At 60.9% G+C, this 20997-nt stretch carries 23 protein-coding genes and 3 pseudogenes; 14 read left to right on the top strand and 12 right to left on the bottom strand.

Annotated features, from left to right (window positions below; translation table 11 throughout):
• Positions 1-176: 176 nt before the first annotated feature.
• Genes AC1DRN_RS25805 through AC1DRN_RS25830 form a run of 6 tightly spaced genes read left to right on the top strand, consistent with a single transcriptional unit; the run spans position 177 to position 6240 of the window.
• Positions 177-3095, top strand: a complete 2919-nt coding sequence (locus AC1DRN_RS25805) for a monovalent cation/H+ antiporter subunit A (protein WP_223463533.1) — start codon at positions 177-179, stop codon at positions 3093-3095.
• A complete protein-coding gene (locus tag AC1DRN_RS25810; protein ID WP_008020558.1) occupies positions 3095-3439 on the top strand; it encodes a Na+/H+ antiporter subunit C in 345 nt (114 codons plus the stop codon). The genes AC1DRN_RS25805 and AC1DRN_RS25810 overlap by 1 nt, the downstream gene beginning before the upstream one ends.
• The gene (locus AC1DRN_RS25815; RefSeq protein ID WP_223463532.1) at positions 3436-5121 is read left to right on the top strand and encodes a monovalent cation/H+ antiporter subunit D; all 1686 of its coding nucleotides are present in this window, start codon (positions 3436-3438) and stop codon (positions 5119-5121) included. Before AC1DRN_RS25810 ends, AC1DRN_RS25815 begins: the two co-directional genes overlap by 4 nt.
• Positions 5118-5606, top strand: a complete 489-nt coding sequence (locus tag AC1DRN_RS25820; RefSeq protein WP_223463531.1) for a Na+/H+ antiporter subunit E — start codon at positions 5118-5120, stop codon at positions 5604-5606. The genes AC1DRN_RS25815 and AC1DRN_RS25820 overlap by 4 nt, the downstream gene beginning before the upstream one ends.
• Positions 5603-5881: a K+/H+ antiporter subunit F gene (locus AC1DRN_RS25825; RefSeq protein ID WP_007986253.1), complete on the top strand. Its 279-nt coding sequence runs from the start codon at positions 5603-5605 to the stop codon at positions 5879-5881. The genes AC1DRN_RS25820 and AC1DRN_RS25825 overlap by 4 nt, the downstream gene beginning before the upstream one ends.
• Complete coding sequence (locus tag AC1DRN_RS25830; RefSeq protein ID WP_223463530.1) at positions 5878-6240, top strand: Na+/H+ antiporter subunit G; 363 nt, start codon at positions 5878-5880, stop codon at positions 6238-6240. The genes AC1DRN_RS25825 and AC1DRN_RS25830 overlap by 4 nt, the downstream gene beginning before the upstream one ends.
• A 145-nt stretch (positions 6241-6385) precedes the next feature.
• Here the strand turns inward: AC1DRN_RS25830 and AC1DRN_RS25835 are convergent, their stop codons facing one another.
• The 4 genes from AC1DRN_RS25835 to AC1DRN_RS25850 all read right to left on the bottom strand — a co-directional run bounded on the left by AC1DRN_RS25835 (position 6386) and on the right by AC1DRN_RS25850 (position 8747).
• The gene (locus AC1DRN_RS25835; protein WP_223463529.1) at positions 6386-6823 is read right to left on the bottom strand and encodes a DUF3995 domain-containing protein; all 438 of its coding nucleotides are present in this window, start codon (positions 6821-6823) and stop codon (positions 6386-6388) included.
• Between the two features lie 118 nt (positions 6824-6941).
• Positions 6942-7955, bottom strand: coding sequence for an ABC transporter substrate-binding protein (locus tag AC1DRN_RS25840; protein ID WP_223463528.1), 1014 nt, complete (start codon positions 7953-7955; stop codon positions 6942-6944).
• Positions 7956-8073: 118 nt separating this feature from the next.
• Complete coding sequence (locus tag AC1DRN_RS25845) at positions 8074-8277, bottom strand: hypothetical protein (RefSeq protein WP_223463527.1); 204 nt, start codon at positions 8275-8277, stop codon at positions 8074-8076.
• Positions 8277-8747: a hypothetical protein gene (locus AC1DRN_RS25850; RefSeq protein ID WP_223463526.1), complete on the bottom strand. Its 471-nt coding sequence runs from the start codon at positions 8745-8747 to the stop codon at positions 8277-8279. Before AC1DRN_RS25850 ends, AC1DRN_RS25845 begins: the two co-directional genes overlap by 1 nt.
• A gap of 413 nt (positions 8748-9160) precedes the next feature.
• On the opposite strand from AC1DRN_RS25850, the gene AC1DRN_RS25855 reads away from it, so the two are divergent.
• Together AC1DRN_RS25855 and AC1DRN_RS25860 are read left to right on the top strand one after the other, a co-directional pair.
• Positions 9161-9409 carry a hypothetical protein gene (locus AC1DRN_RS25855; RefSeq protein WP_223463525.1) on the top strand — a complete coding sequence of 83 codons (249 nt, stop codon included), beginning with the start codon at positions 9161-9163 and terminating at the stop codon, positions 9407-9409.
• Between the two features lie 160 nt (positions 9410-9569).
• Positions 9570-9800, top strand: a complete 231-nt coding sequence (locus AC1DRN_RS25860) for a hypothetical protein (RefSeq protein WP_223463538.1) — start codon at positions 9570-9572, stop codon at positions 9798-9800.
• Positions 9801-9888: 88 nt separating this feature from the next.
• Here the strand turns inward: AC1DRN_RS25860 and AC1DRN_RS25865 are convergent, their stop codons facing one another.
• The 3 genes from AC1DRN_RS25865 to AC1DRN_RS25875 all read right to left on the bottom strand — a co-directional run bounded on the left by AC1DRN_RS25865 (position 9889) and on the right by AC1DRN_RS25875 (position 12469).
• On the bottom strand, positions 9889-10092 hold the full coding sequence (locus AC1DRN_RS25865) for a hypothetical protein (RefSeq protein ID WP_223463524.1): 204 nt from the start codon (positions 10090-10092) through the stop codon (positions 9889-9891).
• Between the two features lie 129 nt (positions 10093-10221).
• A complete protein-coding gene (locus AC1DRN_RS25870) occupies positions 10222-11829 on the bottom strand; it encodes a methyl-accepting chemotaxis protein (protein ID WP_477786840.1) in 1608 nt (535 codons plus the stop codon).
• 235 nt (positions 11830-12064) lie between these two features.
• Positions 12065-12469, bottom strand: coding sequence for a TraR/DksA family transcriptional regulator (locus AC1DRN_RS25875; protein ID WP_007935965.1), 405 nt, complete (start codon positions 12467-12469; stop codon positions 12065-12067).
• A 370-nt stretch (positions 12470-12839) separates the two neighbouring features.
• Here AC1DRN_RS25875 and AC1DRN_RS25880 point away from each other — a divergent pair, with 370 nt between their 5' ends.
• The 3 genes from AC1DRN_RS25880 to AC1DRN_RS25890 all read left to right on the top strand — a co-directional run bounded on the left by AC1DRN_RS25880 (position 12840) and on the right by AC1DRN_RS25890 (position 15766).
• Positions 12840-13445, top strand: a complete 606-nt coding sequence (locus AC1DRN_RS25880) for a glutathione S-transferase (protein ID WP_223463523.1) — start codon at positions 12840-12842, stop codon at positions 13443-13445.
• A 256-nt stretch (positions 13446-13701) separates the two neighbouring features.
• Complete coding sequence (locus AC1DRN_RS25885) at positions 13702-14385, top strand: response regulator transcription factor (RefSeq protein ID WP_008020526.1); 684 nt, start codon at positions 13702-13704, stop codon at positions 14383-14385.
• On the top strand, positions 14363-15766 hold the full coding sequence (locus tag AC1DRN_RS25890) for a sensor histidine kinase (protein WP_223463522.1): 1404 nt from the start codon (positions 14363-14365) through the stop codon (positions 15764-15766). Before AC1DRN_RS25885 ends, AC1DRN_RS25890 begins: the two co-directional genes overlap by 23 nt.
• Positions 15767-15895: 129 nt before the next feature.
• Here AC1DRN_RS25890 and AC1DRN_RS25895 read toward each other — a convergent pair whose 3' ends face one another.
• From AC1DRN_RS25895 to AC1DRN_RS25905, 3 genes and pseudogenes are all read right to left on the bottom strand, one after another.
• On the bottom strand, positions 15896-16306 hold the full coding sequence (locus AC1DRN_RS25895) for an SRPBCC family protein (protein WP_223463521.1): 411 nt from the start codon (positions 16304-16306) through the stop codon (positions 15896-15898).
• 26 nt (positions 16307-16332) lie between these two features.
• The gene (locus AC1DRN_RS25900; protein ID WP_223463520.1) at positions 16333-17130 is read right to left on the bottom strand and encodes an SDR family NAD(P)-dependent oxidoreductase; all 798 of its coding nucleotides are present in this window, start codon (positions 17128-17130) and stop codon (positions 16333-16335) included.
• A gap of 2 nt (positions 17131-17132) precedes the next feature.
• Positions 17133-17522, bottom strand: a pseudogene (locus AC1DRN_RS25905) (aldo/keto reductase); the annotation flags it as partial.
• Here AC1DRN_RS25905 and AC1DRN_RS25910 point away from each other — a divergent pair.
• Together AC1DRN_RS25910 and AC1DRN_RS25915 are read left to right on the top strand one after the other, a co-directional pair.
• Positions 17521-17616: pseudogene (locus AC1DRN_RS25910) on the top strand (LysR family transcriptional regulator); the annotation flags it as partial. The pseudogenes AC1DRN_RS25905 and AC1DRN_RS25910 overlap by 2 nt on opposite strands.
• A gap of 587 nt (positions 17617-18203) precedes the next feature.
• Positions 18204-18323: pseudogene (locus AC1DRN_RS25915) on the top strand (LysR family transcriptional regulator); the annotation flags it as partial.
• 81 nt (positions 18324-18404) lie between these two features.
• On the opposite strand, the gene AC1DRN_RS25920 reads toward AC1DRN_RS25915, so the two are convergent.
• Both AC1DRN_RS25920 and AC1DRN_RS25925 read right to left on the bottom strand, forming a co-directional pair.
• Positions 18405-19001: a DinB family protein gene (locus tag AC1DRN_RS25920; RefSeq protein ID WP_108217947.1), complete on the bottom strand. Its 597-nt coding sequence runs from the start codon at positions 18999-19001 to the stop codon at positions 18405-18407.
• A gap of 339 nt (positions 19002-19340) precedes the next feature.
• Positions 19341-20450 (bottom strand): NAD(P)/FAD-dependent oxidoreductase, encoded by a 1110-nt coding sequence (locus AC1DRN_RS25925; RefSeq protein WP_223463519.1) that lies wholly within the window; start codon positions 20448-20450, stop codon positions 19341-19343.
• 190 nt (positions 20451-20640) lie between these two features.
• Between AC1DRN_RS25925 and AC1DRN_RS25930 the strand changes: the two genes are divergently transcribed.
• Positions 20641-20961: a DUF2388 domain-containing protein gene (locus AC1DRN_RS25930; RefSeq protein WP_223463518.1), complete on the top strand. Its 321-nt coding sequence runs from the start codon at positions 20641-20643 to the stop codon at positions 20959-20961.
• Positions 20962-20997: the final 36 nt, after the last annotated feature.

Raw genomic sequence — 20997 nt, forward strand, 5'->3', positions numbered from 1 at the left:
CTCTGTGGGAGCGAGCTTGCTCGCGATGGCGTCAGCACAGGCGAAAACCCTCTACCAGAAACAATCTGAATCAGGGCTTTTCCGTCTACCGTGTAGGATTCTGCGACAGCTTGGCGTTTGGTGATCCGGGAGCTGGCACGTATGATGCTTCACAAACTTCCGCAGATTAGAAGCCTATGTCCCTGATAGTTCTACTGCTTCTGCCTTTCATAGGCAGCTGTTTGGCGGCCGTGTTGCCGCACAACGCCCGTAACGCCGAATCCCTGCTGGCTGGCCTGATCGCCCTGATCGGTACCCTTCAGGTCGCATTCCTGTACCCGCAGATCGCCCATGGCGGCGTCATTCGCGAAGAGTTTCTCTGGTTGCCCAGCCTGGGCCTGAACTTCGTCCTGCGCATGGACGGTTTCGCCTGGCTGTTCTCCATGCTGGTGCTGGGCATCGGCACCCTGGTTTCGTTGTACGCGCGCTACTACATGTCGCCGAACGATCCGGTGCCGCGTTTCTTCGCGTTTTTCCTGGCCTTCATGGGCGCCATGCTCGGGCTGGTGATTTCCGGCAACCTGATCCAGATCGTGTTTTTCTGGGAGCTGACCAGCCTCTTTTCGTTCCTGTTGATTGGCTACTGGCACCATCGCGCCGATGCCCGGCGCGGCGCCTACATGGCACTGATGGTGACCGGTGCGGGCGGTTTGTGCCTGCTGGCGGGGGTCATGCTGCTCGGCCATGTGGTCGGCAGCTATGACCTGGACAAGGTCCTGGCCGCCGGCGACCTGATTCGCGCCCATGCCCTCTACCCGATTCTATTGCCCCTGATCCTGATCGGCGCACTGAGCAAAAGCGCGCAATTTCCCTTCCATTTCTGGCTGCCCCACGCCATGGCCGCGCCGACCCCTGTGTCGGCGTACCTGCACTCGGCGACCATGGTCAAGGCCGGGGTGTTTCTGCTCGCGCGGCTATGGCCATCGCTCTCGGGTAGTGAACAATGGTTCTATATCGTCAGCGGCGCCGGCGCCTGCACCCTGTTGCTCGGGGCGTACTGCGCAATGTTCCAGAACGACCTCAAGGGCTTGCTGGCCTACTCGACCATCAGCCACCTCGGCCTGATCACCCTGCTGCTCGGCCTGAACAGTCCGCTGGCCGCCGTCGCCGCGGTGTTCCACATCCTCAACCATGCGACGTTCAAGGCCTCGCTGTTCATGGCCGCGGGCATCATCGACCACGAAAGTGGCACCCGCGACATCCGCAAGCTCAGTGGCCTGTACAAACTGATGCCGTTCACCGCCACCCTGGCCATGGTCGCCAGCGCCTCGATGGCCGGCGTACCGTTGCTCAACGGCTTCCTGTCCAAGGAAATGTTCTTCGCCGAAACCGTGTTCATCAATGCCACCCGCTGGGTCGAACTGAGCTTGCCGATCGTGGCAACCATTGCCGGTACCTTCAGCGTGGCTTACTCCCTGCGTTTCACCGTGGATGTGTTCTTCGGTCCGCCCGCGACCGACTTGCCCCACACGCCCCACGAGCCACCGCGCTGGATGCGCGCACCGGTCGAGTTGCTGGTGTTCACTTGCCTGGTGGTGGGGATCTTCCCGGCCCAGGTGGTCGGCCCACTGCTCGCGGCGGCGGCGCAACCGGTGGTCGGCGGCACGCTGCCCGAATACAGTCTGGCCATCTGGCACGGCCTGAACGCGCCGATGATCATGAGCCTGATCGCCTTGTCCTGCGGCACCGTGCTCTATCTGCTGCTGCGCAATCAATTCAAGCGCGGGCGCTTCAACCGCCCGCCCGTCGTCGGTCGCCTGGACGGCAAGCACCTGTTCGAATACGCGTTGGTCGCCAGCATGCGCCTGGCCCGGCGCCTGGAGCCGCGGATTGGCACCCGGCGCCTGCAAATGCAGTTGTTCCTGGTGGTGTTCGCCGCCGTGCTGGCCGGGTTGATTCCCATGTTGCACAGCAGCCTGCACTGGGGCGACCGGCCGAAAATCCCCGGGTCGATCGTCTTCGTCACCTTGTGGTTGCTGGCCATCGCCTGCGCCCTTGGCGCGGCCTATCAAGCCAAGTATCACCGGCTCGCGGCCCTGACCATGGTCAGCGTCTGCGGCCTGATGACCTGCGTCACTTTCGTCTGGTTTTCGGCGCCGGACCTGGCCCTGACCCAACTGGCGGTCGAAGTGGTGACCACGGTGCTGATCCTGCTGGGCCTGCGCTGGTTGCCACGACGGATCGAGGAGGTCTCGCCGTTGCCGGGCAGTCTGCGCCGGGCGCGGGTACGGCGGATCCGCGACTTGCTGCTGTCGACCGCGGTCGGTGTCGGCATGGCGTTGCTGGCCTACGCCATGCTGACGCGCCAGACCCCCAACGACATTTCCTCGTTCTACCTCAGCCGCGCCTTGCCCGAGGGCGGCGGCAGCAACGTGGTCAACGTGATGCTGGTGGACTTCCGTGGTTTCGACACCCTCGGTGAAATCACCGTGCTGGTGGCCGTGGCCCTGACCGTGTTCGCCCTGCTGCGCCGCTTCCGTCCGCCGAAAGAAAGCCTGCAACTGCCGGCCCAGCAACGCTTGCTCGCGCCGGATGTGGTCACCGACCTGGTCAACCCGCGTCACGCCAGCGACACCGCGCTCGGCTTCATGATGGTGCCGGCGGTGCTGGTGCGCCTGCTGTTGCCGGTGGCGCTGGTGGTGTCCTTCTACCTGTTCATGCGCGGGCACAATCAACCGGGCGGCGGTTTTGTCGCCGGGCTGGTGATGTCGGTGGCGTTCATCCTGCAATACATGGTCGCCGGCACGCAGTGGGTCGAGGCGCAGATGAGCCTGCGGCCACTGCGCTGGATGGGCACCGGACTGCTGATTGCCACAGCCACCGGGCTGGGTGCGATGCTGGTCGGCTATCCGTTCCTGACCACCCACACCTGGCATTTCTCGTTGCCGCTGCTGGGTGATATTCACCTGGCCAGCGCGCTGTTCTTCGACATCGGCGTGTACGGCGTGGTGGTCGGTTCGACCCTGTTGATCCTCACCGCCCTCGCCCACCAATCGGTACGGGGTCACAAAACCGCTGCCCAACCTAAATCCATTGCCATGAAGGAGGTCGTCTGATGGAAGAAGTCATCGCAATCGCCATCGGCGTGCTGGCCGCGTCCGGCGTCTGGCTGATCCTGCGCCCACGGACGTTCCAGGTGGTCATGGGCCTGTGCTTGCTGTCCTATGGCGTCAATCTGTTCATTTTCAGCATGGGCAGCCTGTTCATCGGCAAGGAACCGATCATCAAGGACGGCATCCCTCAGGACCTGTTGCATTACACCGACCCGTTGCCGCAAGCCCTGGTGCTGACGGCGATCGTCATCAGCTTCGCCATGACCGCGCTGTTCCTGGTGGTGCTGCTGGCCTCCCGGGGCCTGACCGGCACCGACCATGTGGATGGCCGGGAGCCCAGGGAATGATGGCGATGACCCACCTGATCGTCGCGCCCATCCTGCTGCCGTTGCTGACTGCCGCGATCATGCTGATGCTCGGTGAGAAGCACCGGCCGCTCAAGGCCAGGATCAATCTGTTCTCCAGCCTGCTCGGGCTGGGCATTGCCGTGGCATTGTGGCAATGGACGCAGACCACCGGCGTGCCCGGCTCCATCGGCGTGTACCTGCCGGGCAACTGGCAAGTGCCATTCGGCCTGGTGCTGGTGGTTGATCGCCTGTCGGCGCTGATGCTGGTGCTGACCGGCATCATCGGCGTCTGTGCCCTGCTGTTTGCCATGGCCCGCTGGGACGGCGCCGGTTCGAGTTTTCACGCGCTGTTCCAGATCCAGATGATGGGCCTTTACGGCGCGTTCCTCACCGCTGACCTGTTCAACCTGTTCGTGTTCTTCGAGGTGCTGCTGGCGGCGTCCTACGGGTTGATGCTCCACGGCTCGGGCCGGGCACGGGTGTCGTCGGGGCTGCATTACATCTCGATCAACCTGCTGGCCTCGTCGCTGTTCCTGATTGGTGCGGCGCTGATCTATGGCGTCACCGGCACGCTGAACATGGCCGACCTGGCGGTAAAGATCCCGCTGGTGTCCGCAGCCGATCGCGGCTTGCTGCACGCCGGCGCGGGGATTCTTGCCGTCGCGTTCCTGGCCAAGGCCGGCATGTGGCCGCTGAACTTCTGGCTGGTGCCAGCCTATTCGTCGGCCAGCGCGCCGGTGGCGGCGATGTTCGCGATCATGACCAAGGTCGGCGTCTACACCTTGCTGCGCCTGTGGACGCTGCTGTTCTCCGCCCAGGCCGGGGCATCGGCGTTCTATGGCGGTGAGTGGCTGATCTACGGCGGCATGGCGACCATCGTTTGCGCTGCCATGGCGATCCTCGCCGCACAACGCCTGGAGCGCATGGCCAGCCTGAGCATTCTGGTGTCGGCGGGCATTCTGTTGTCGACCATCGGTTTCGCCCAGCCGAACCTGGTCGGCGCGGCGCTGTTCTACCTGTTCAGCTCGACCCTGGCATTGAGCGCACTGTTCCTGCTGGCCGAACTGATCGAACGCTCGCGCTCGGCCAACGAAGTCCTGCTCGAAGATGAAACCGAACTGCTGCCCCGGCCACTGGAATCCCTGCATCCGCCCAAAGGCATCAACCTCGACGACGAACAAAAAGCCGTGGTCGGCCAGGTGATTCCCTGGACCATGGCGTTTCTTGGGCTGAGTTTCATCGCTTGCGCCTTGCTGATCATCGGCATGCCGCCGCTCTCCGGCTTTATCGGCAAACTCGGGTTGATCGGTGCCCTGCTCAATCCGCTGGGCCTGGGCAACAGCGGCGACACACCGGTTTCCAACGCCGCGTGGGGTCTGTTGGTGTTGTTGATTGTGTCCGGGCTGGCGTCACTGATCGCCTTCTCGCGTTTGGGCATCCAGCGCTTCTGGACGCCAGCGGAACGGCCATCGCCCCTGCTGCGACGCCTTGAATGCGTACCGATCCTCGCCCTGCTGGGCTTGAGCATTGCGCTGACCTTCAAGGCCGATCCGCTGCTGCGCTACACCCAGGCCGCCGCCGATGCCTTGTACAACCCGCAGCAGTATGTGATGGCGGTGCTCGACACGCGCGTCGTACCGAACCCGCCGGCCCATGCGACCACGCTGGAGGTGCAGCCATGAAGCGCCTGTTTCCGGCACCGCTGCTGTCGCTGGCCTTGTGGCTGCTGTGGTTGCTGCTGAACCTGTCGACCAGCCCCGGCAATCTGCTGCTGGGTGCGGTTCTGGGGTTTTGTGCGCCGCTGATGATGCGCAGGCTGCGTCCGCTGCCGGTGCGCATCCGTCGTCCCGGGGTGATCCTGCGCCTGGTCCTGCTGGTCGGGCGTGATGTGCTGGTGTCCAACCTCGCCGTGGCCTGGCGCGTACTCAATGCCGGTCGCCGCCCGCCCCGCTCGCGATTCATCAAGGTGCCGCTGGACTTGCGCGATGCCAATGGCCTGGCTGCTCTGTCGATGATCACCACGGTAGTGCCCGGTACGGTCTGGTCGGAGCTGGCGCTGGACCGCAGCATTCTGCTGTTGCACGTCTTCGACCTCGATGATGAGGCGCTGTTCATCCAGCACTTCAAGGCGACCTACGAACGTCCTTTGATGGAGATCTTCGAATGAGCCCGTTGCTGTCGAACGCGATCCTGCTGAGCCTGTTCTTCTTTTCTTTGGCGATGATCCTGACCCTGATCCGCCTGTTCAAGGGACCGTCGGCCCAGGACCGGGTTCTGGCACTGGACTACCTGTACATCGTCGCGATGCTGATGATGCTGGCGCTGGGTATCCGTTATGCCAGTGACACGTACTTCGAGGCGGCGCTGCTGATCGCCCTGTTCGGTTTCGTCGGCTCGTTCGCCCTGGCGAAATTCCTGCTGCGCGGTGAGGTGATCGAATGAATACGCCATTGTCGTTGTGGGTGGAAATCCCGGTGGCGATCCTGCTGGTGCTCGGCAGCCTGTTTGCATTGATCGGCGCCACGGGCCTGTTGTGCATGAAGGATTACTTCCAGCGCATGCACCCACCAGCCCTGGCCTCGACACTCGGGGCCTGGTGCGTGGCGCTGGCTTCGATCATCTACTTTTCGGCGCTCAAGTCCGCGCCGGTATTGCACGCCTGGCTGATTCCGATCCTGCTGGCGATTACCGTGCCGGTGACCACCTTGCTGCTGGCCCGGGCGGCGCTGTTTCGCAAACGCATGGCCGGGGATGATGTGCCGGCTGAAGTGAGCAGTCGGCGGAGTGAGAGCGGTAGTTAGGTCAAAGATTTGTTGTGCCTGGGCCGGCCTCATCGCGAGCAAGCTCGCTCCCACAGGGATTGCGCTGAACCCTGTGGGAGCGAGCTTGGTCCGGGCGGCGATCCGACGATGAGGTCAGTATTGTCACTACAGAAGCGTCGCTTAATCAGACCCAGGCCACCGCCAATAACCCAGCCCCCAGCACCACACACAACGGCGAGTAAACCCAGGTGTCCAGCCGGGCAAATTTCGAGCCTTTGACCTCTTTGAAAAAACCCACCAGCTCCGAATCGCCAATCGCCCGGGCAAACAGCAAAATCGCAATCGCGCTGATCACCCACTGCAACGACCAGTGATGCAAGGGTGGCAGCCACCAACCCACCCGCAAGCACACCAGCGCGGCAATCAACAGCAACAGGCCGGCCACCACCAGGGTGATCCAGCCTCGTGGCTTGAACGCTGGCCTCAGTTGCGCACTGCCCTCGTGCGGTACCTGCGGGACCGCCGCCACCGCAGCCCATTCGCCACCCAACGCCCAATACACATGCACCAGACTGATCACGGCGAAGATCGTCACCAGYGACTGAGCCAACAACAGGGTCATGGTTCAGAAATCCTTGAAAGGGATATGAACTGAACATTGTAGGAGCTGCCGCAGGCTGCGATGTTTTGATTTTGCTTTTTTATGACAAAGATCAAAAGATCGCAGCCTGCGGCAGCGCCTACAGGGCGGTGGAGACTTTATCCGCCACGTCCTTGGGCAGCCAGGCCCTCCAGACGTCCGGATGAGCCTTCATGAACGCCTGCGCCGCCTGACGCGGCGGCGTATGTTTCTCGCTCATCTCGGCCAGCGCTTTGTTCAGCGGGTCGATCGGAAAGTCGACCTTGGCGAAGAACTCGGCAATCTGTGGATACTGCTTCTGGAAGGGGGTGGACACACCGATCGACAGCTTGGAGGCCAGGGAACGGGTCGGCTGTGGGTTGGGGTTGTCGGCGTCGGTCAAGGTTTTCCAGGCTTCGGCGTTGAACGGTGGCTCTTCGAGTTGAATCAGCTTGAAGCGGCCGAGCAACGGCGTGGGCGACCAGTAGTAAAACAGTACCGGTTTGCCACGATGAATGGACGAACTGATCTCTGCATCCAGTGCCGCACCCGAACCGCTGCGGAAGTTCACGTAGCTGTCGTCCAGCCCATACGCCTTGAGCTTCTGCTTGTTGACCACTTCCGAGGTCCAACCGATGGGGCTGTTGAGGAAACGCCCCTTGGTCGGGGCTTCCGGATCCTTGAACACGTCTTTGTAACGCGGCAGGTCGCTGACGCTGCGCAGGTCCGGCGCCAGCGGCTTGATGCCCTTGGCCGGGTCGCCCTTGATCACATATTCCGGCACCCACCAGCCTTCGGTAGCGCCCTTGACCGTGTCGCCGAGGCTGACGACCTTGCCTTCGGCTTCCGCCTTGACCCACACCGGGCTGCGACCGGCCCACTCTTCGCCAATGACCTGGATGTCATTATTGGCCAGCGCGGTTTCCAGAGTGATGGTGGTGCCCGGCAAGGTGTCGGTCGGTAGCCCATAGCCCTTCTCGACAATGATGCGCAGGACATCGGTAATCAGGCTGCCGCTTTCCCAGTTCAGGTCGGCGAAGTGGATCGGCGCCTGGGCGGCAAACACCGGGGCGGGTGTCGCCAGTAAGCCGAAAGTGGCCAGGACAGCAGCCAGCAACCGTCGAAATCCGTTCATGCTTTTGCACCTCGTGCTGTTCACAGCAATAGCAGGATGGCCTGGCAGTAGACCGCGAAGCCTCTGAATACTCAGTCCAATGACTGTAGTAGAGGTTCCTGCTTTCGAGGTGCGTGGATCAGTTTTCGCGATTTTCCTGCAAACGCATCAGCTCGCGCCTGACCATACTGGCGTATGCCGCCGGTTGCAGTTGGTAAAGCTGTGACGCCACCCAATTCAGCCAGGCTCCTTGCAGAATGACCTTCTGCCCGAACAGCCGCCGCGCTTCGTCTTGAGCGCTGGCCAGGTTCTGTTCGTGGAAATCGGCGCGGGTCAGGGTCATCACTCGCTGGCCTTGAAGGTCACCAGTTCGCCCTTGCGCCATTTGGCCGCTTTGGCGGTCACGGCCTTGAGGGTCTTGGTCAGGCCTTCCTGCAACTGTTGATAGGCGGCAAACACCATCACCACGCTGTGACCTTCCTTGAACACTATCCCCTGACCGTCGGCCGTGGTCACGAAGGCGTAATCGCCAATCCCGTAAACCGTAAGCTTGATGTCGCGGAACTTGATGTCCAGCTTGCCGCCTTCACGACTGGGCAGCACGGACGCGCTGAAATGATCGCCGACCTTGAGTTTGAGTCCGGGCTTGTCGTCCACCACCAGGGCTGATTCGGTGTCGATTTCGGCAATGTAGATGCCTTCAGCGTTCTGTTCGGTGATGTAAACGAAACGTGACTGAAACTGCTTGACCAGCTTTGCGCGCAAATCACCCAGCACGAACAAAGCATGCATATCGAGATTACTTACTGCCAAGGAAACATCCCCACATCTGAAAATTGGTGCCGTGCGCGAGAAATAAACGCACAGCCAAAAAAGCGGCAATGCCGAAGGTGTCGCCAAAGAACCCGAATTGAAGTCCTGAATGAGCAGTGCGCTCACTCATCACGAAGCTTGAGAAGACTACTGGAACGTCACTCGCGTCGTCCTGCCTGGCGTTCGTCACAGGCTGAAGGAAAACACCCTTTCTGCTGCCAGAAAAGCATGGACTATCAACTTTGGGGAAAAATCTCATCAAGAAAAAATCTCTTCCTACATATCGTCCGCAAAAAATTGCTTTAGATAAACATCGATTCCCCGCCAGTGAGGGTGATTCTAGAGCAGCGATGCTCTTGGAGACTAGCCAAAACGACGTACATACGTCGATAAAACCATGAAAAGGACTTCATATGTGCACGCTGACTCACTTCGCTTATCCCTTGGTGCCTGACACGGAAACACCACCGATCTTGCACCCGATAGGGTTCCGCCCCCATGAACCGCTTCTCGATGCCCCGGCCCGCCCGCGATTTCAGGTGGTGATGGCAGGCATTGCCTTCTTTCATATCAAGGATATTTCGACAGGCTGCGTAAGAGGTTTCCGAGCGGATCATAATGAAGCCTGTGCCCTCGCCCGGTTTCTTGAATCACATTGTTGACATACCCGCCGCACTCACCCCATCGACGTTTCGTCTGCCCGCCGACTTATCTCAGCCGTCGACGGGCAACTACTGCCATACTGCCAGCCCAATAAAACGGATCCGCAAAAAATCGGGTTGCGTTGACAACAACAATGTATTTCCAGGGGAAGTCWGCAACGTGATGGAATTTGATATCGGCGAGTTTTTTATCCGGGGTGAAGCCAGAGAAATCGACGGTGAATTCCAGGCCGTGATTGTCATGCGCGCCAAACCACCGCTAAAGGCCGTGACCTATCACCAGGTCGAAAAGGATCGCTGGTTCAAAACCCCGGATATCGCCGCCGTTGCGGCCCAGGAATCGGCCAGGGAGTTGAAGGCCGCGGTCGATGCGGGTGCATTGAAAGCCTGATTGTCGGGTTGGCGGTGAGCCAAGACGCAGACTGGGCGCGGGTGGTCGACGACCYGAACCTGCGCATGCACCAGACGCACTGACCACCTCAATGCAGGCTGCCAGGTTTTTCGGCGTTCAATTGCGCCAACCAGGCAGCCTTGCATTCCTCCGCTTCATCGCGACTGGAGAACGCCGTGCCCCGGCGTTCGCCATTGAGCAACACCACCCAGCAGACCCTGCGCCCCATGGATCGCAAATTGGCGGGTACACCGCTGCCGATCATGACCGCGACATCAACTTTGCCTTGCATGCTGACCCCTCGAAATTCATTAGCAACCTAATTAGTAGATATGTTAATCAGTTTTCCGACGAGGAAACAGCAAAACCCTGCACAGGTTCATTGCAGAATTCGTAACAATCGTCCTGCAGCCCGGGTTTTCTAACGCGGCTTTTCCGGTTTGTAGCCCAGGCGCAAACCACCCCAATGCAGGCCCTTGAGCATGATCGGCACCGAGAGATCGTGCATCAACTCGCCGGTGTCACGGGTATAGGTTTGCAGCAGCACGGCCTTCTGATGGCTGCCGCAGCGGATCCCGGTACGGTCAGCGAACTTGCGTTTGGTCCGGTTCTGCAAGGCATCGACCTGCGCATCGCCCGTCAACGGCTGGCTGAATGCCTTGTTATGGGTCGGCACATAACCCTGCTGGGTGCAGGCGATGGCAAACACCAATCCTTCGTGACGCGGTAACAACGGTTCCTGGATCGTTGGCAGAACCTGATCGGTGTAGCGGTCGAAACGCGTCTGGTACTTGGCCGGGCTGGTATTGGGAATAGTCTGGTAATTGCGGTCGAACAGATCGTCGAGACTGATTCGACCGGCATCGATATCCGCCTCGAATCGCGCTGCAATCTGCCTCGCGCCTTCCCGCGCCAGGTCATAGACCCGCTGGTGATAGTCATCCAGCCCCACCTCGGCAAGACGCTCGCTGATGGTTTCGGCTTGCCCTTCCATTTGCACCGCCGCCTGGGCCAGGCGTTGAGTCTGCTGGTCGCTGACCGCCAGGTCGCTGCGCATCTGCTCGATGGCGTGGAACAGGCTGTCGAGTTGCTCACGGTTGGTGTCTGCCCCCTGGGCGATTTCCCCGACCTGGGACTCGACACTGGCCGCCAGACGGGCAATGTTCTCCAGATGCTGTCCCGTCCGTTCGACCTGCTCGACGCCGGTATCAAGGTCGCTGGATAGTTGACGGATCTGCTCCACCACCTGCGCGGTACGTTGCTGGATATCGGCCACCATTTCGCCCACTTCGCCCGTGGCAGTCGCCGTGCGTGCGGCGAGCCCGCGAACCTCGTCGGCCACCACCGCAAACCCGCGACCGTGCTCCCCCGCCCGCGCCGCTTCTATCGCTGCGTTCAACGCCAACAGGTTGGTCTGGCTGGCGATGGACTGAATCACCAGGGTCACGCGCTGGATATCATCGCTGCGCAGGCTCAAAGCTTCGATCAGTTCACGGCTGTTACTGGCGCGCTGGCTGAGCTGATGCATGCGCGCGATGGACTCGATCAGTTGCGTACGCCCCACCGCGCCACTTTGATGAGCCTCGCTGGCGGCACTCAGCGCCTGGCGACTGAGCGTCGAGGTGGCCTGTTCGGTGGTGATCATGACCTCGGCGTTGCTGACGATCTGTGCCGCCGCCGTGAGCTGCGATTGCAGTTTGTCCGCCAGTTGCCGAACCGAGAACGCCACACCGGCGGCTGACAGCGCGTTATGGCTGGTGGTGTAGGAAAGATCGCGAGTCAACTCGCCAATGGCATCGGGGTTGTCGGGGGAAGCCGCCTGCGGGATCGCGCGCGAACGCAGGCGAGGCAGCCAGACAATCAATACGGCCAGCGGCAGGCCAAGGTAGAGCGACCCGTCACCCAGCGTCATGCCACATAACAACAGCATCAGGGCGATGCTTTGCAGCGTCGGTGTCAGCCAGCGGTTTTTCGGCAACAGCACTGGTGCAGGCACTGCCGCAACCAGAGACCCGTCTCTCGTCATCATCGTTACCCCGGAAAGCTTCTAATTGTTGTCTTCGCATTAAACGCCACCATAAAGCCATTATCCATGAGCCTTTAGTCGTGAGCGTTGCAGCAGATCAATAGAACAACCGGGAAATCGAAGACGGCAGAAAACGAAGATCGCAGCCTGCAACAGCGCCCTGCATCAATTGCGCAGGGGCTGCCGCAGGCTGCGATCTTTTCAGGGCAGCCCGGATCAAAGGGGCTGCCTTGCAGAATCAGGCCTGACGCTGGTGCTTGTCGATTTGCTCGTGACGCTCTTGAGCTTCGATGCAGTACTTGGTGGTCGGGCTGATCAGCAGGCGCTTGAGGCCAATCGGCTCGCCGCTGTCGTCGCACCAGCCAAAGCTGTCTTCCTTGATGCGCTCAAGGGCTTGTTCCAACTGAGGCAGCATGCGCTGGTCGCGATCGATAGCGTTCACCAGCCAGGTGCGCTCTTCTTCGACCGAAGCCGCGTCTGCCGGATCGGCCGGGGTGTCCAGGCTTTCGATGGCGATGCGGTTCTGTTCGATGCGCTCATGGGTTTCGACTTTCATGTTCTGCAACAGCTCGGAGAAAAAAGCATGTTGCTCGGCATTCATGTAGTCATCCGCCGGCATGGCCAGCAACTTGTCCTTTGTCATTGATATCTCTATAAAAAAACGTGCATTAAGGCGAATAAGGGAGCGTTCCGGCAGACCTGGGCAGGCCATCGGAAAGGCGCCGTTTGTTCCAAGCGCCACCCGGCACTCAATTTACGAGGGGCGGCAGTCTACGGCCGACTTGAGGCCTCAGCAACTGAAAAGACAGCGAATTTGTCCGACAAAGCCCTGAAAATGCTCTACCGCAGGCTTTGAGGTGGTAATCGGAGTGCGTTTATAGCAAGAAATTCAGTCGAACGGCTGTATATAGAAGACAAACGGCTTGCGCCGGGCATTATTCACAGTCATTTGCAGGGCTGCGAACCTCAGCTAAGGTTGTCCCTCCCGAAATGGCCATATAAAGGAAAGGACCATGAAGCTGATCGGTATGCTGGATTCGCCCTATGTCAGGCGCGCCGCCATTTCTGCCAAATGCCTGGGAATCACCCTGGAACATCAATCGGTCTCGGTGTTCCGCCACTTCGAACAATTCCAGCAGATCAATCCGGTGGTCAAGGCGCCCACACTGGTGCTGGATGACGGTGAGGTGTTGATGGATTCGACGCTGATCATCGACTACCTCGAAACCCTGGCCGGCAACAGCCTGTTGCCCGTCGAGCCTGGTCAGCGCTTGCGCGCGTTACGCCTGATCGGCCTGGCGCTGGCCGCCAGCGAAAAGTCCGTGCAGCTTTACTACGAGCGCAACTTGCGGCCCGAGGAAATTCAATTTGAACCCTGGGTGCAGCGGGTCGAAGGACAGCTGACGGCGGCCTATTCGGCGCTGGAGCGGGAGCTGGAAAAACAGCCGCTGAAAACTGATGGTTCGCTTGAGCAGGACGGCATTACCCTCGCCGTAGCCTGGAGCTTTACCAATCTGGTAGTGCCGGATCAGGTGAGTGCGGCGCAGTTTCCGCGGATTGCTGCGTTCACGGCGTATGCCGAAGGGCTTGAGGTGTTTATCAGTACGCCGATTGACTGACCGATTCATTTCGCCTGATCTGCCGCTATCGCGAGCAAGCTCGCTCCCACAGTAATTTTCGTCGTACGCGGATTTTGTGCTCGACATCAATCCATTGTGGGAGCGAGCTTGCTCGCGATGGCGTCGTGTCAGTCGACACATGAATTGCCTGTCAGCCCGCTATCGCGAGCCAGATGAAAGTTAATTTATTAAGTCGCGGGCAATTCTTGGCAAAATGTTCGCAACTTCGTAATGAACTGCTTATCAGGCCAGCCCTATGACCCGCATCTTGACCATCGAAGACGACGCCGTGACCGCCCGGGAAATTGTCGCTGAACTGAGTAGCCACGGCCTCGACGTCGACTGGGTCGACAATGGCCGCGAAGGGCTGGAGCGTGCGGTCAGCGGCAACTATGACCTGATCACACTCGACCGCATGTTGCCCGGGCTCGATGGCCTGGCGATTGTCACCACGCTGCGGACCATGGGCGTGGCCACGCCGATCCTGATGATCAGCGCGCTGTCCGATGTCGATGAACGCGTGCGCGGCTTGCGCGCCGGCGGCGACGACTACCTGACCAAACCCTTCGCCACCGATGAAATGGCCGCCCGGGTCGAAGTCCTGCTGCGCCGGCAGAACACTGTCACCGCCCAGGCCACCACGCTGCGGGTGGCGGATCTGGAGCTGAACCTGATCAGCCACGAAGCCAGCCGCGACGGTCAACTGCTGACGCTGTTGCCCACCGAGTACAAACTGCTGGAGTTCCTGATGCGCAATACCGGGCAAATCCTCTCGCGGATGATGATTTTCGAAGAAGTCTGGGGTTACCACTTCGACCCCGGTACCAACCTGATCGATGTCCACATCGGCCGTCTGCGCAAGAAGATCGACCCGCCTGGCAATGTCCCACTGATTCGGACCGTGCGAGGCTCGGGTTATGTCATTGCCGAACCCGTCTAAAGGCTGGCGCTCTTCCAGCAGCCGTTTGCTGGCGCTCTACAGTTCGCTGTTCGTGATCTGGAGCGGGATTCTCATGGGGGTCATGTACTACGAGGTTTCCGCTTACCTGGACAACCTGGCCAAGCATTCGCTGATGCAACGCCAGCACCTGTTTTCGCGCTTCTCCGGCGAGCAACTGGTGGACGCCCTCGCCGTCAGCATGACCTTCGATATCCGCGGCATCGACGCCTACGGCCTGTTCGATGCCCGGCAGCGTTACCTCAGCGGCGCCCTGCGCTACATTCCGGACGGCTTGCCGCTCGATGGCAAGATCCACATGCTGCGCGATTGCGATGCCTCCGACGACAGCAACGACCAGACGCTGCCCGCCGACAGTTGCGACGCCGTGGCGACCCGCACCCTCGACGGCCGCTGGCTGGTGCTGGTTCGCGACAACGGCTCGCTGTTCGCCGTCACCCGGATCATCCTTCACGCCCTGTTCTGGGGTGTGACCCTGACCATCGTGCCGGGCATCGTCGGCTGGTATTTGCTGCGGCGCCGGCCGTTGCGACGCATTCGCGGGATTCAGGCCAGCGCCGAAGCCATCGTCGCCGGCGACCTGAGCCGGCGTTTGCCACTGTCCAACCGGCGTGACGAACTGGACATGCTCGCCGCCATCGTCAATGCCATGCTCGAACGCATCGAGCGCTTGATGAACGAGGTCAAGGGCGTGTGCGACAACATCGCCCATGACCTGCGCACGCCCCTGACCCGTCTGCGCGCGCAGCTTTACCGCATGCAGCAGCAAGCCGGCGAAGGCTCGCCGCAGGCCATGCAACTGGACCTGGTGCTGGCCGAGGCCGACACGTTGATGGCGCGTTTCCGTGGCTTGCTGCGGATTTCCGAACTGGAAGATCGCCAGCGTCGCTCCGGTTTCGTGCAACTGGACCCGGTGTCGTTGTTGCAAGAGCTGCATGAGTTCTATCTGCCCCTGGCGGAAGACGACGGTCTGGTGTTCCAACTACACCTGCCCGCGTCATTGCCGCCCCTCAATGGCGACCGCGCACTGCTGTTCGAAGCCGTGGCGAACCTGTTGAGCAACTCGATCAAATTCACCCCGCCCGGTGGCGCGGTGATCTTGCGCGGGATCAATGCTGGCGGGCACACGCGGATCGAAGTGCTCGACTCCGGCCCGGGCATTCCCGAGGCGGAACGTGAAGCGGTGTTCCAGCGTTTCTACCGTGCCGAGGCGGGCAATCAAAAGAGCGGCTTCGGGCTGGGGCTGTCCATCGTCGCGGCGATTGTCAGCCTGCACGGGTTTACCCTGGAGGTGGGCAGCAGCGAACTGGGTGGCGCGCGGCTGGTGCTCGATTGTCGGGAGAGCTTGATTCCTCAAGCCTGAAATTGATCCCCTGTAGGAGCGAGCCTGCTCGCGATGGACGCAAGGTCGACGCGCTCATTCAGACAGTAAGCGTTTTCGTTGACGTCCATCGCGAGCAAGCTCGCTCCTACAAGGGATTGGTGGTGTTTATCAAGCCGGGTAATTGGCCCGCAACGCCTCAAGTCCACCCTGATAGATACCGGTAAACAACGCCTCCACTTCCTCGTTGCTCACACCCACCGGCTCGAACCTCCCGGACCAGGTCACCCGCGCGCCCTCGCCTTGGGCTTGAACCTTGATCGTCGCCAGATAATCAGTCGCCGGAAAGGGTGCCTGCAAAATCGAGTAGCTGTAGGTTTGGCCGACGTTGTCGAACGCTTGCAGGCGTTCGATCACCACTGCGCCGTCCGCCGTTTGCAGGCTGCGCACGCGCCCGCCTTCGCTGAGCTCGCTCTTGGGAATGAACGGCAGCCAGTCCGGCAGCGAGTTGAAACCGCCAATCAATTGCCAGACCTGTTCGGCCGAAGCCGGGATGTCGATGAAGGCTGATGCTGTTGCCATGAAATGTTCTCTCTAATCAATAAGGTTCAGATGGCCAGGCTGTCGACGACACCGCCGTCGACCCGCAAGGCAGCACCGGTGGTGGCCGAGGATAACGGCGAAGCGATGTAGGCCACCAGATTGGCGACCTCCTCGACATCCGCCACGCGCTGGATGATCGACGTCGGCCGGGCCTTGCGCACGAACGCATCGGCTTCGTCCCGGGCGCTGCGTCCGGATTCGGCGATGGCGTCCTTGAGCATGTCTTCCAGGCCATCGGTAAAGGTCGGGCCGGGCAGGATCGCGTTGACCGTCACGCCGGTGCCGGCCAGGCGTTTGGCCAGGCCATGGGACACCGCCAGGTTGGCGCTTTTGGTCACGCCGTAGTTGATCATGTCCGCCGGTGTCGCCACGCCGGACTCCGAAGACAGAAAGATCACCCGGCCCCAGCCCTGCTTGACCATCTGCGGCGTGTAGTGCCGCGACAGACGCACGCCGGAGATCACGTTGACCTCGTAGAAGCGCGTCCACTCACTGTCCGGGGCGTCGAAGAAATCCACCGTGTTGAAGATCCCGAGGTTGTTCACCAGGATATCCGCCCGAGGTTCGGCGGCGAACAATCTTTCGGCGCCTTCGGCGGTACCGAGGTCGGCGGTCACACCGCGCAATTGCGCGCCGGGTACGCGTTGGCGAATGCTCGCCAACGCCTGTTCGACCTTGGCCGCGTCGCGGCCGATCACCACCACCGTGGCGCCGGCCTCGGCCAGTGCCTGACTGATGCCCAGGCCAATGCCGGCGGTGCTGCCGCTGACGATCGCGAGTTTTCCGCTCAAATCAATCTTCATTTTCAAGCTCCAATGAGGGGCAAGGGTGCGCGCTCGGAAACCAGCTTCGCCTCACGCATCGCCTGCCAGAACGCAGTGGGGATCACCGCCGCCACTGCCGGGTTCGCCAACGAAAATTGCAACGCCGCAGCCTTGATATCAACGCCGTGGGCCGCCACAATGCGTTTGATCTGCTCGACCTTGCTGATGATCGCCGGGCTGGCCTTCTGGTATTCGAAGTGTGCGCCACCGGCCAGAATGCCCGAGCTGTACGGGCCGCCGACCACGATCTCGACGTTCTGCGCCAGGGCCGCGTCCATCAAGCGCTGCAAGGCGCGATCATGGTCGAGAAGAGTGTAGCGACCTGCCAGCAGAAAACCGTCCGGCTGCGCTTCGCTCAGATCAAGGGTCACCACGCCATTGTGGGCGGCGTGGCACCGGATCAATTTTCGGCCGCTGGTGGAGACATTCAGGAAGGTGCTGACGGAGCCTGAACCCACCACATAACACTGTGGGAGCGAGCTTGCTCGCGATGACGGCAGCACATCCAACATCCATGTGACTGACCCACCGCTATCGCGAGCARGCTCGCTCCCACAGTTGATTGGTGCCGTACGCTGCATTTGTGCTTGCTGGAGATCCCGTGTGGGAGCGAGCTTGCTCGCGATGACGGCAGCACATCCAACGTCCATGTGACTGACCCACCGCTATCGCGAGCAGGCTCGCTCCCACAGTTGATTGGTGTCGTACTCAGCATTTGTGCTCGCTGGAGATCCCGTGTGGGAGCGAGCTTGCTCGCGATRGCGGCAGCACATCCAACATCCATGTGACTGACCCACCGCTATCGCGAGCAGGCTCCCACAGTTTATTGRTGTCGTACACAGCATTTGTGCTCGCTGGAGATCCCGTGTGGGAGCGAGCYTGCTCGCGATGGCGGCAGCACATCCAACATYCATGTGACTGACCCACCGCTATCGCGAGCAGGCTCGCTCCCACAGGTTGCGCGTCTTTCCTCAAGGTTTGATGCTTTACTGAAAAAGCCTGAAACCCACTGAGCCACCACCACGAACCGCAACGACCTGCGCCGCGTGGACATGAACTTGCTGGTGATTTTCGAAACCCTGATGTTCAAAAAGAACCTGACCCGCGCCGGGGAAAAGCTGTTCCTCGGCCAGCCCCCTGTCAGCGCGTCGCTGGCAAAGTTGCGCGATCTGACGACGGCAGCAGTCAGCTGCGGGCAGACGACGCACCGTTTGATATCAAGCTGTCCGAACTGTCGATGGTCTGGAACGGGGTCAACGATAACGATCCGGCAGAACGCTGGTTGCGCTCGAAAATTGCACAGCACATGGCGGCGCCACTATCGGGGCATTGATCGACTGCAGGACTAACGGCTCGGACTCGCGCAAATACACCGGCATGTCGGTCACCGGTGGCATGGCCGGAATCTCGAAGTACATCTGCACCACCCAGCCACGGTGATAGCTGGCGTGATTGACCACGTGCATCAGCATCGCGCCGGCGCTCATGGTGCCGCTTTCGCCCGAGACAAAGGTGAACTCCAGGGGCTTGTCCAGGGAGGCATCGGTTTGCCGGGCGCTCCAGTCGCAATACCAGCGATCGATCTCTTTTTGCGCCATGCGCAGTTCGGACAGATCGGCATGCAGCAGGTCGTGTGAGGTCTTGAAGCCATGCCCCCGGCCTTCGAGGTGCGCCTGCCAGATGCAATCGACCACGTAGACGTGATTGAGGGTGCCGATCATGTTTTTGAACACCGACACCCGTTCTTTTTTGACTTCCCCCGGAGGGAGCGCTGCGAGGCTGTCAAAGAGGCGCTGATTGGCCCAGCGTTTGTAATCGGCCAGCAGACAGGCAGTGCGTACGGTGATCATCAGAGTTCTCCGATGGCAGTAAGCGCATCCCTAGGGGGCGTTCTCAATTAGTTTCCCCACCGCGCCGGGTCTGCTGTTGTGCAGGGCAAGGCGCGAGAAGCGCAGTTTGGTCATTCCAAATCAGCTTCGAGCAACACAGCCCTGCACAACAGCAGGCCCGGCCCTTCGGGTTGTGCCTTAAAGCTGGCCATGCTGCGTTGCAGGCCTTGGAAAGGGAACAACCATTCCCCGCGGCCTACGCCTTGCCTGGCCAGCTTTAAGGCGACAACGCGGTGGGGAAACTAATTGAGAACGCCCCCTAGCATAGACCCAATGCCCACAAGGCAGTGCCAGCCCTGATCATCGGTCGTCCAGGCGTTTTACTACCTGTTCGGCGAGCGCCAGGCAACTGGTCAGGCCCGGTGATTCGATGCCGAACAGATTCACCAGTCCCGGCACCCCATGTTCGGCCCGACCGCTGATGAGAAAGTCGGCAGCCGGCTCGGTCGGCCCACTGATTTTCGGGCGAATACCGCTGTAGGCCGGTTGCAGGCTGTTGTCCGGCAACCCCGGCCAATAGCGGCGGATCGCCTGATAGAACCCCTCGACCCTGTGGGGCTCGACGCGGTAATCGATGTGCTCGACCCATTCGACATCCGGCCCGAAGCGCGCCTGCCCGCCCAGGTCGAGCGTCATGTGCACACCCAGTCCCGCGCTCTCCGGGGCTGGATACACCAGGTGGCGAAACGGCGCCCGGCCGCTGAAACTGAAATAACTGCCCTTGCACAAATGCGCCCGGGGAATGAATTGCCCAGGCAGACCGACAATAGCGCGCGCCACCTCGGGCGCGGACAGCCCCGCGCAATTGATCAATTCGCGGCAGCACAGGGTCATGGGTTGAATGCCGCCCATGCGCAGCTCGAAGCCCTGCTCCATGCAACTGGCCGACAGCAGCGGTGTGCGCAAGGCCAGCGTCGCTGCGAACCGCTCGGCATCGCCCTGAAGCGCCAGCATCAGGGCGTGGGAGTCGACGATGCCGGTAGACGGCGACCACAGCGCCGCGATACAGGACAACGCCGGTTCAAGCGCCCGGGCCTGTGCGCCATCCAGCCATTGCAGGTCATCGACACCATTGACACGCCCCTGCTCCAACAGACGCTGCAAAGCCGAGCGCTGTTGCTCATCGGTGGCCACGATCAGCTTGCCGACGCGCCGGTAATCAATACCTTGCTCATCGCAATAAGCGTAGAGACGCTGCTTGCCCTCCACGCACAACCGCGCCTTGAGGCTGCCACCCGGGTAATAGATACCGGCGTGAATCACTTGCGAGTTACGCGAGCTGATGCCCGTTCCGATGCCCTCACCCGCGTCAACCACCAGCACGTCGCGCCCGCTCATGGCCAAGGCCCTGGCCACTGCCAATCCGACGACGCCAGCCCCGATCACCACACTTTGAATATCGACGTTCAACGCCCCAGCCCTCTCACACCTGTTCCCGCTGCCGATAGTCGATCAGGCTGGAGAAAATCGCCAGCGACAAGGCCATGAAGTCCCCTGTCCATATGCACAATCGGCAGCGCCGGGGAACTCTCGGCGATTGCCATGCATCCTAAACTATGTGGTATTTCCCTTATGCTCCATGCTGTCGGAGGACACCATCATGCGCCGCATGTTTATCCTTTCTTCCCTGCTGCTTTGTTTGCCCGTCGGTTCCGCTCTGGCTAAAGTGGATGCCGAAGATGTCGCCACCTCGGCCGGGGTTTCCGCCTCGCTTTATTCGACGTTCAAAGACGACAAACTCATGATTCCCGCCCGGGATGACGCTTCCAGCTTCGTCGCCAGTGGCGGTGCGATTCGTGGTGCTTATCTGGAGGCGGTATTGAAAAAAGTCCGTCAGGACAATCCCGCCCTCAACAACGCAAGCGACGAAGAGCTGGCCCGCGCCATCCTCGTCCAGGAAGGCGTTGCCACCGATCACTGACGATCGTCATCGCCAGCGGTGGGGCTTGTGACACCG

It is taken from the genome of Pseudomonas sp. P5_B3 (genome assembly GCF_056400405.1).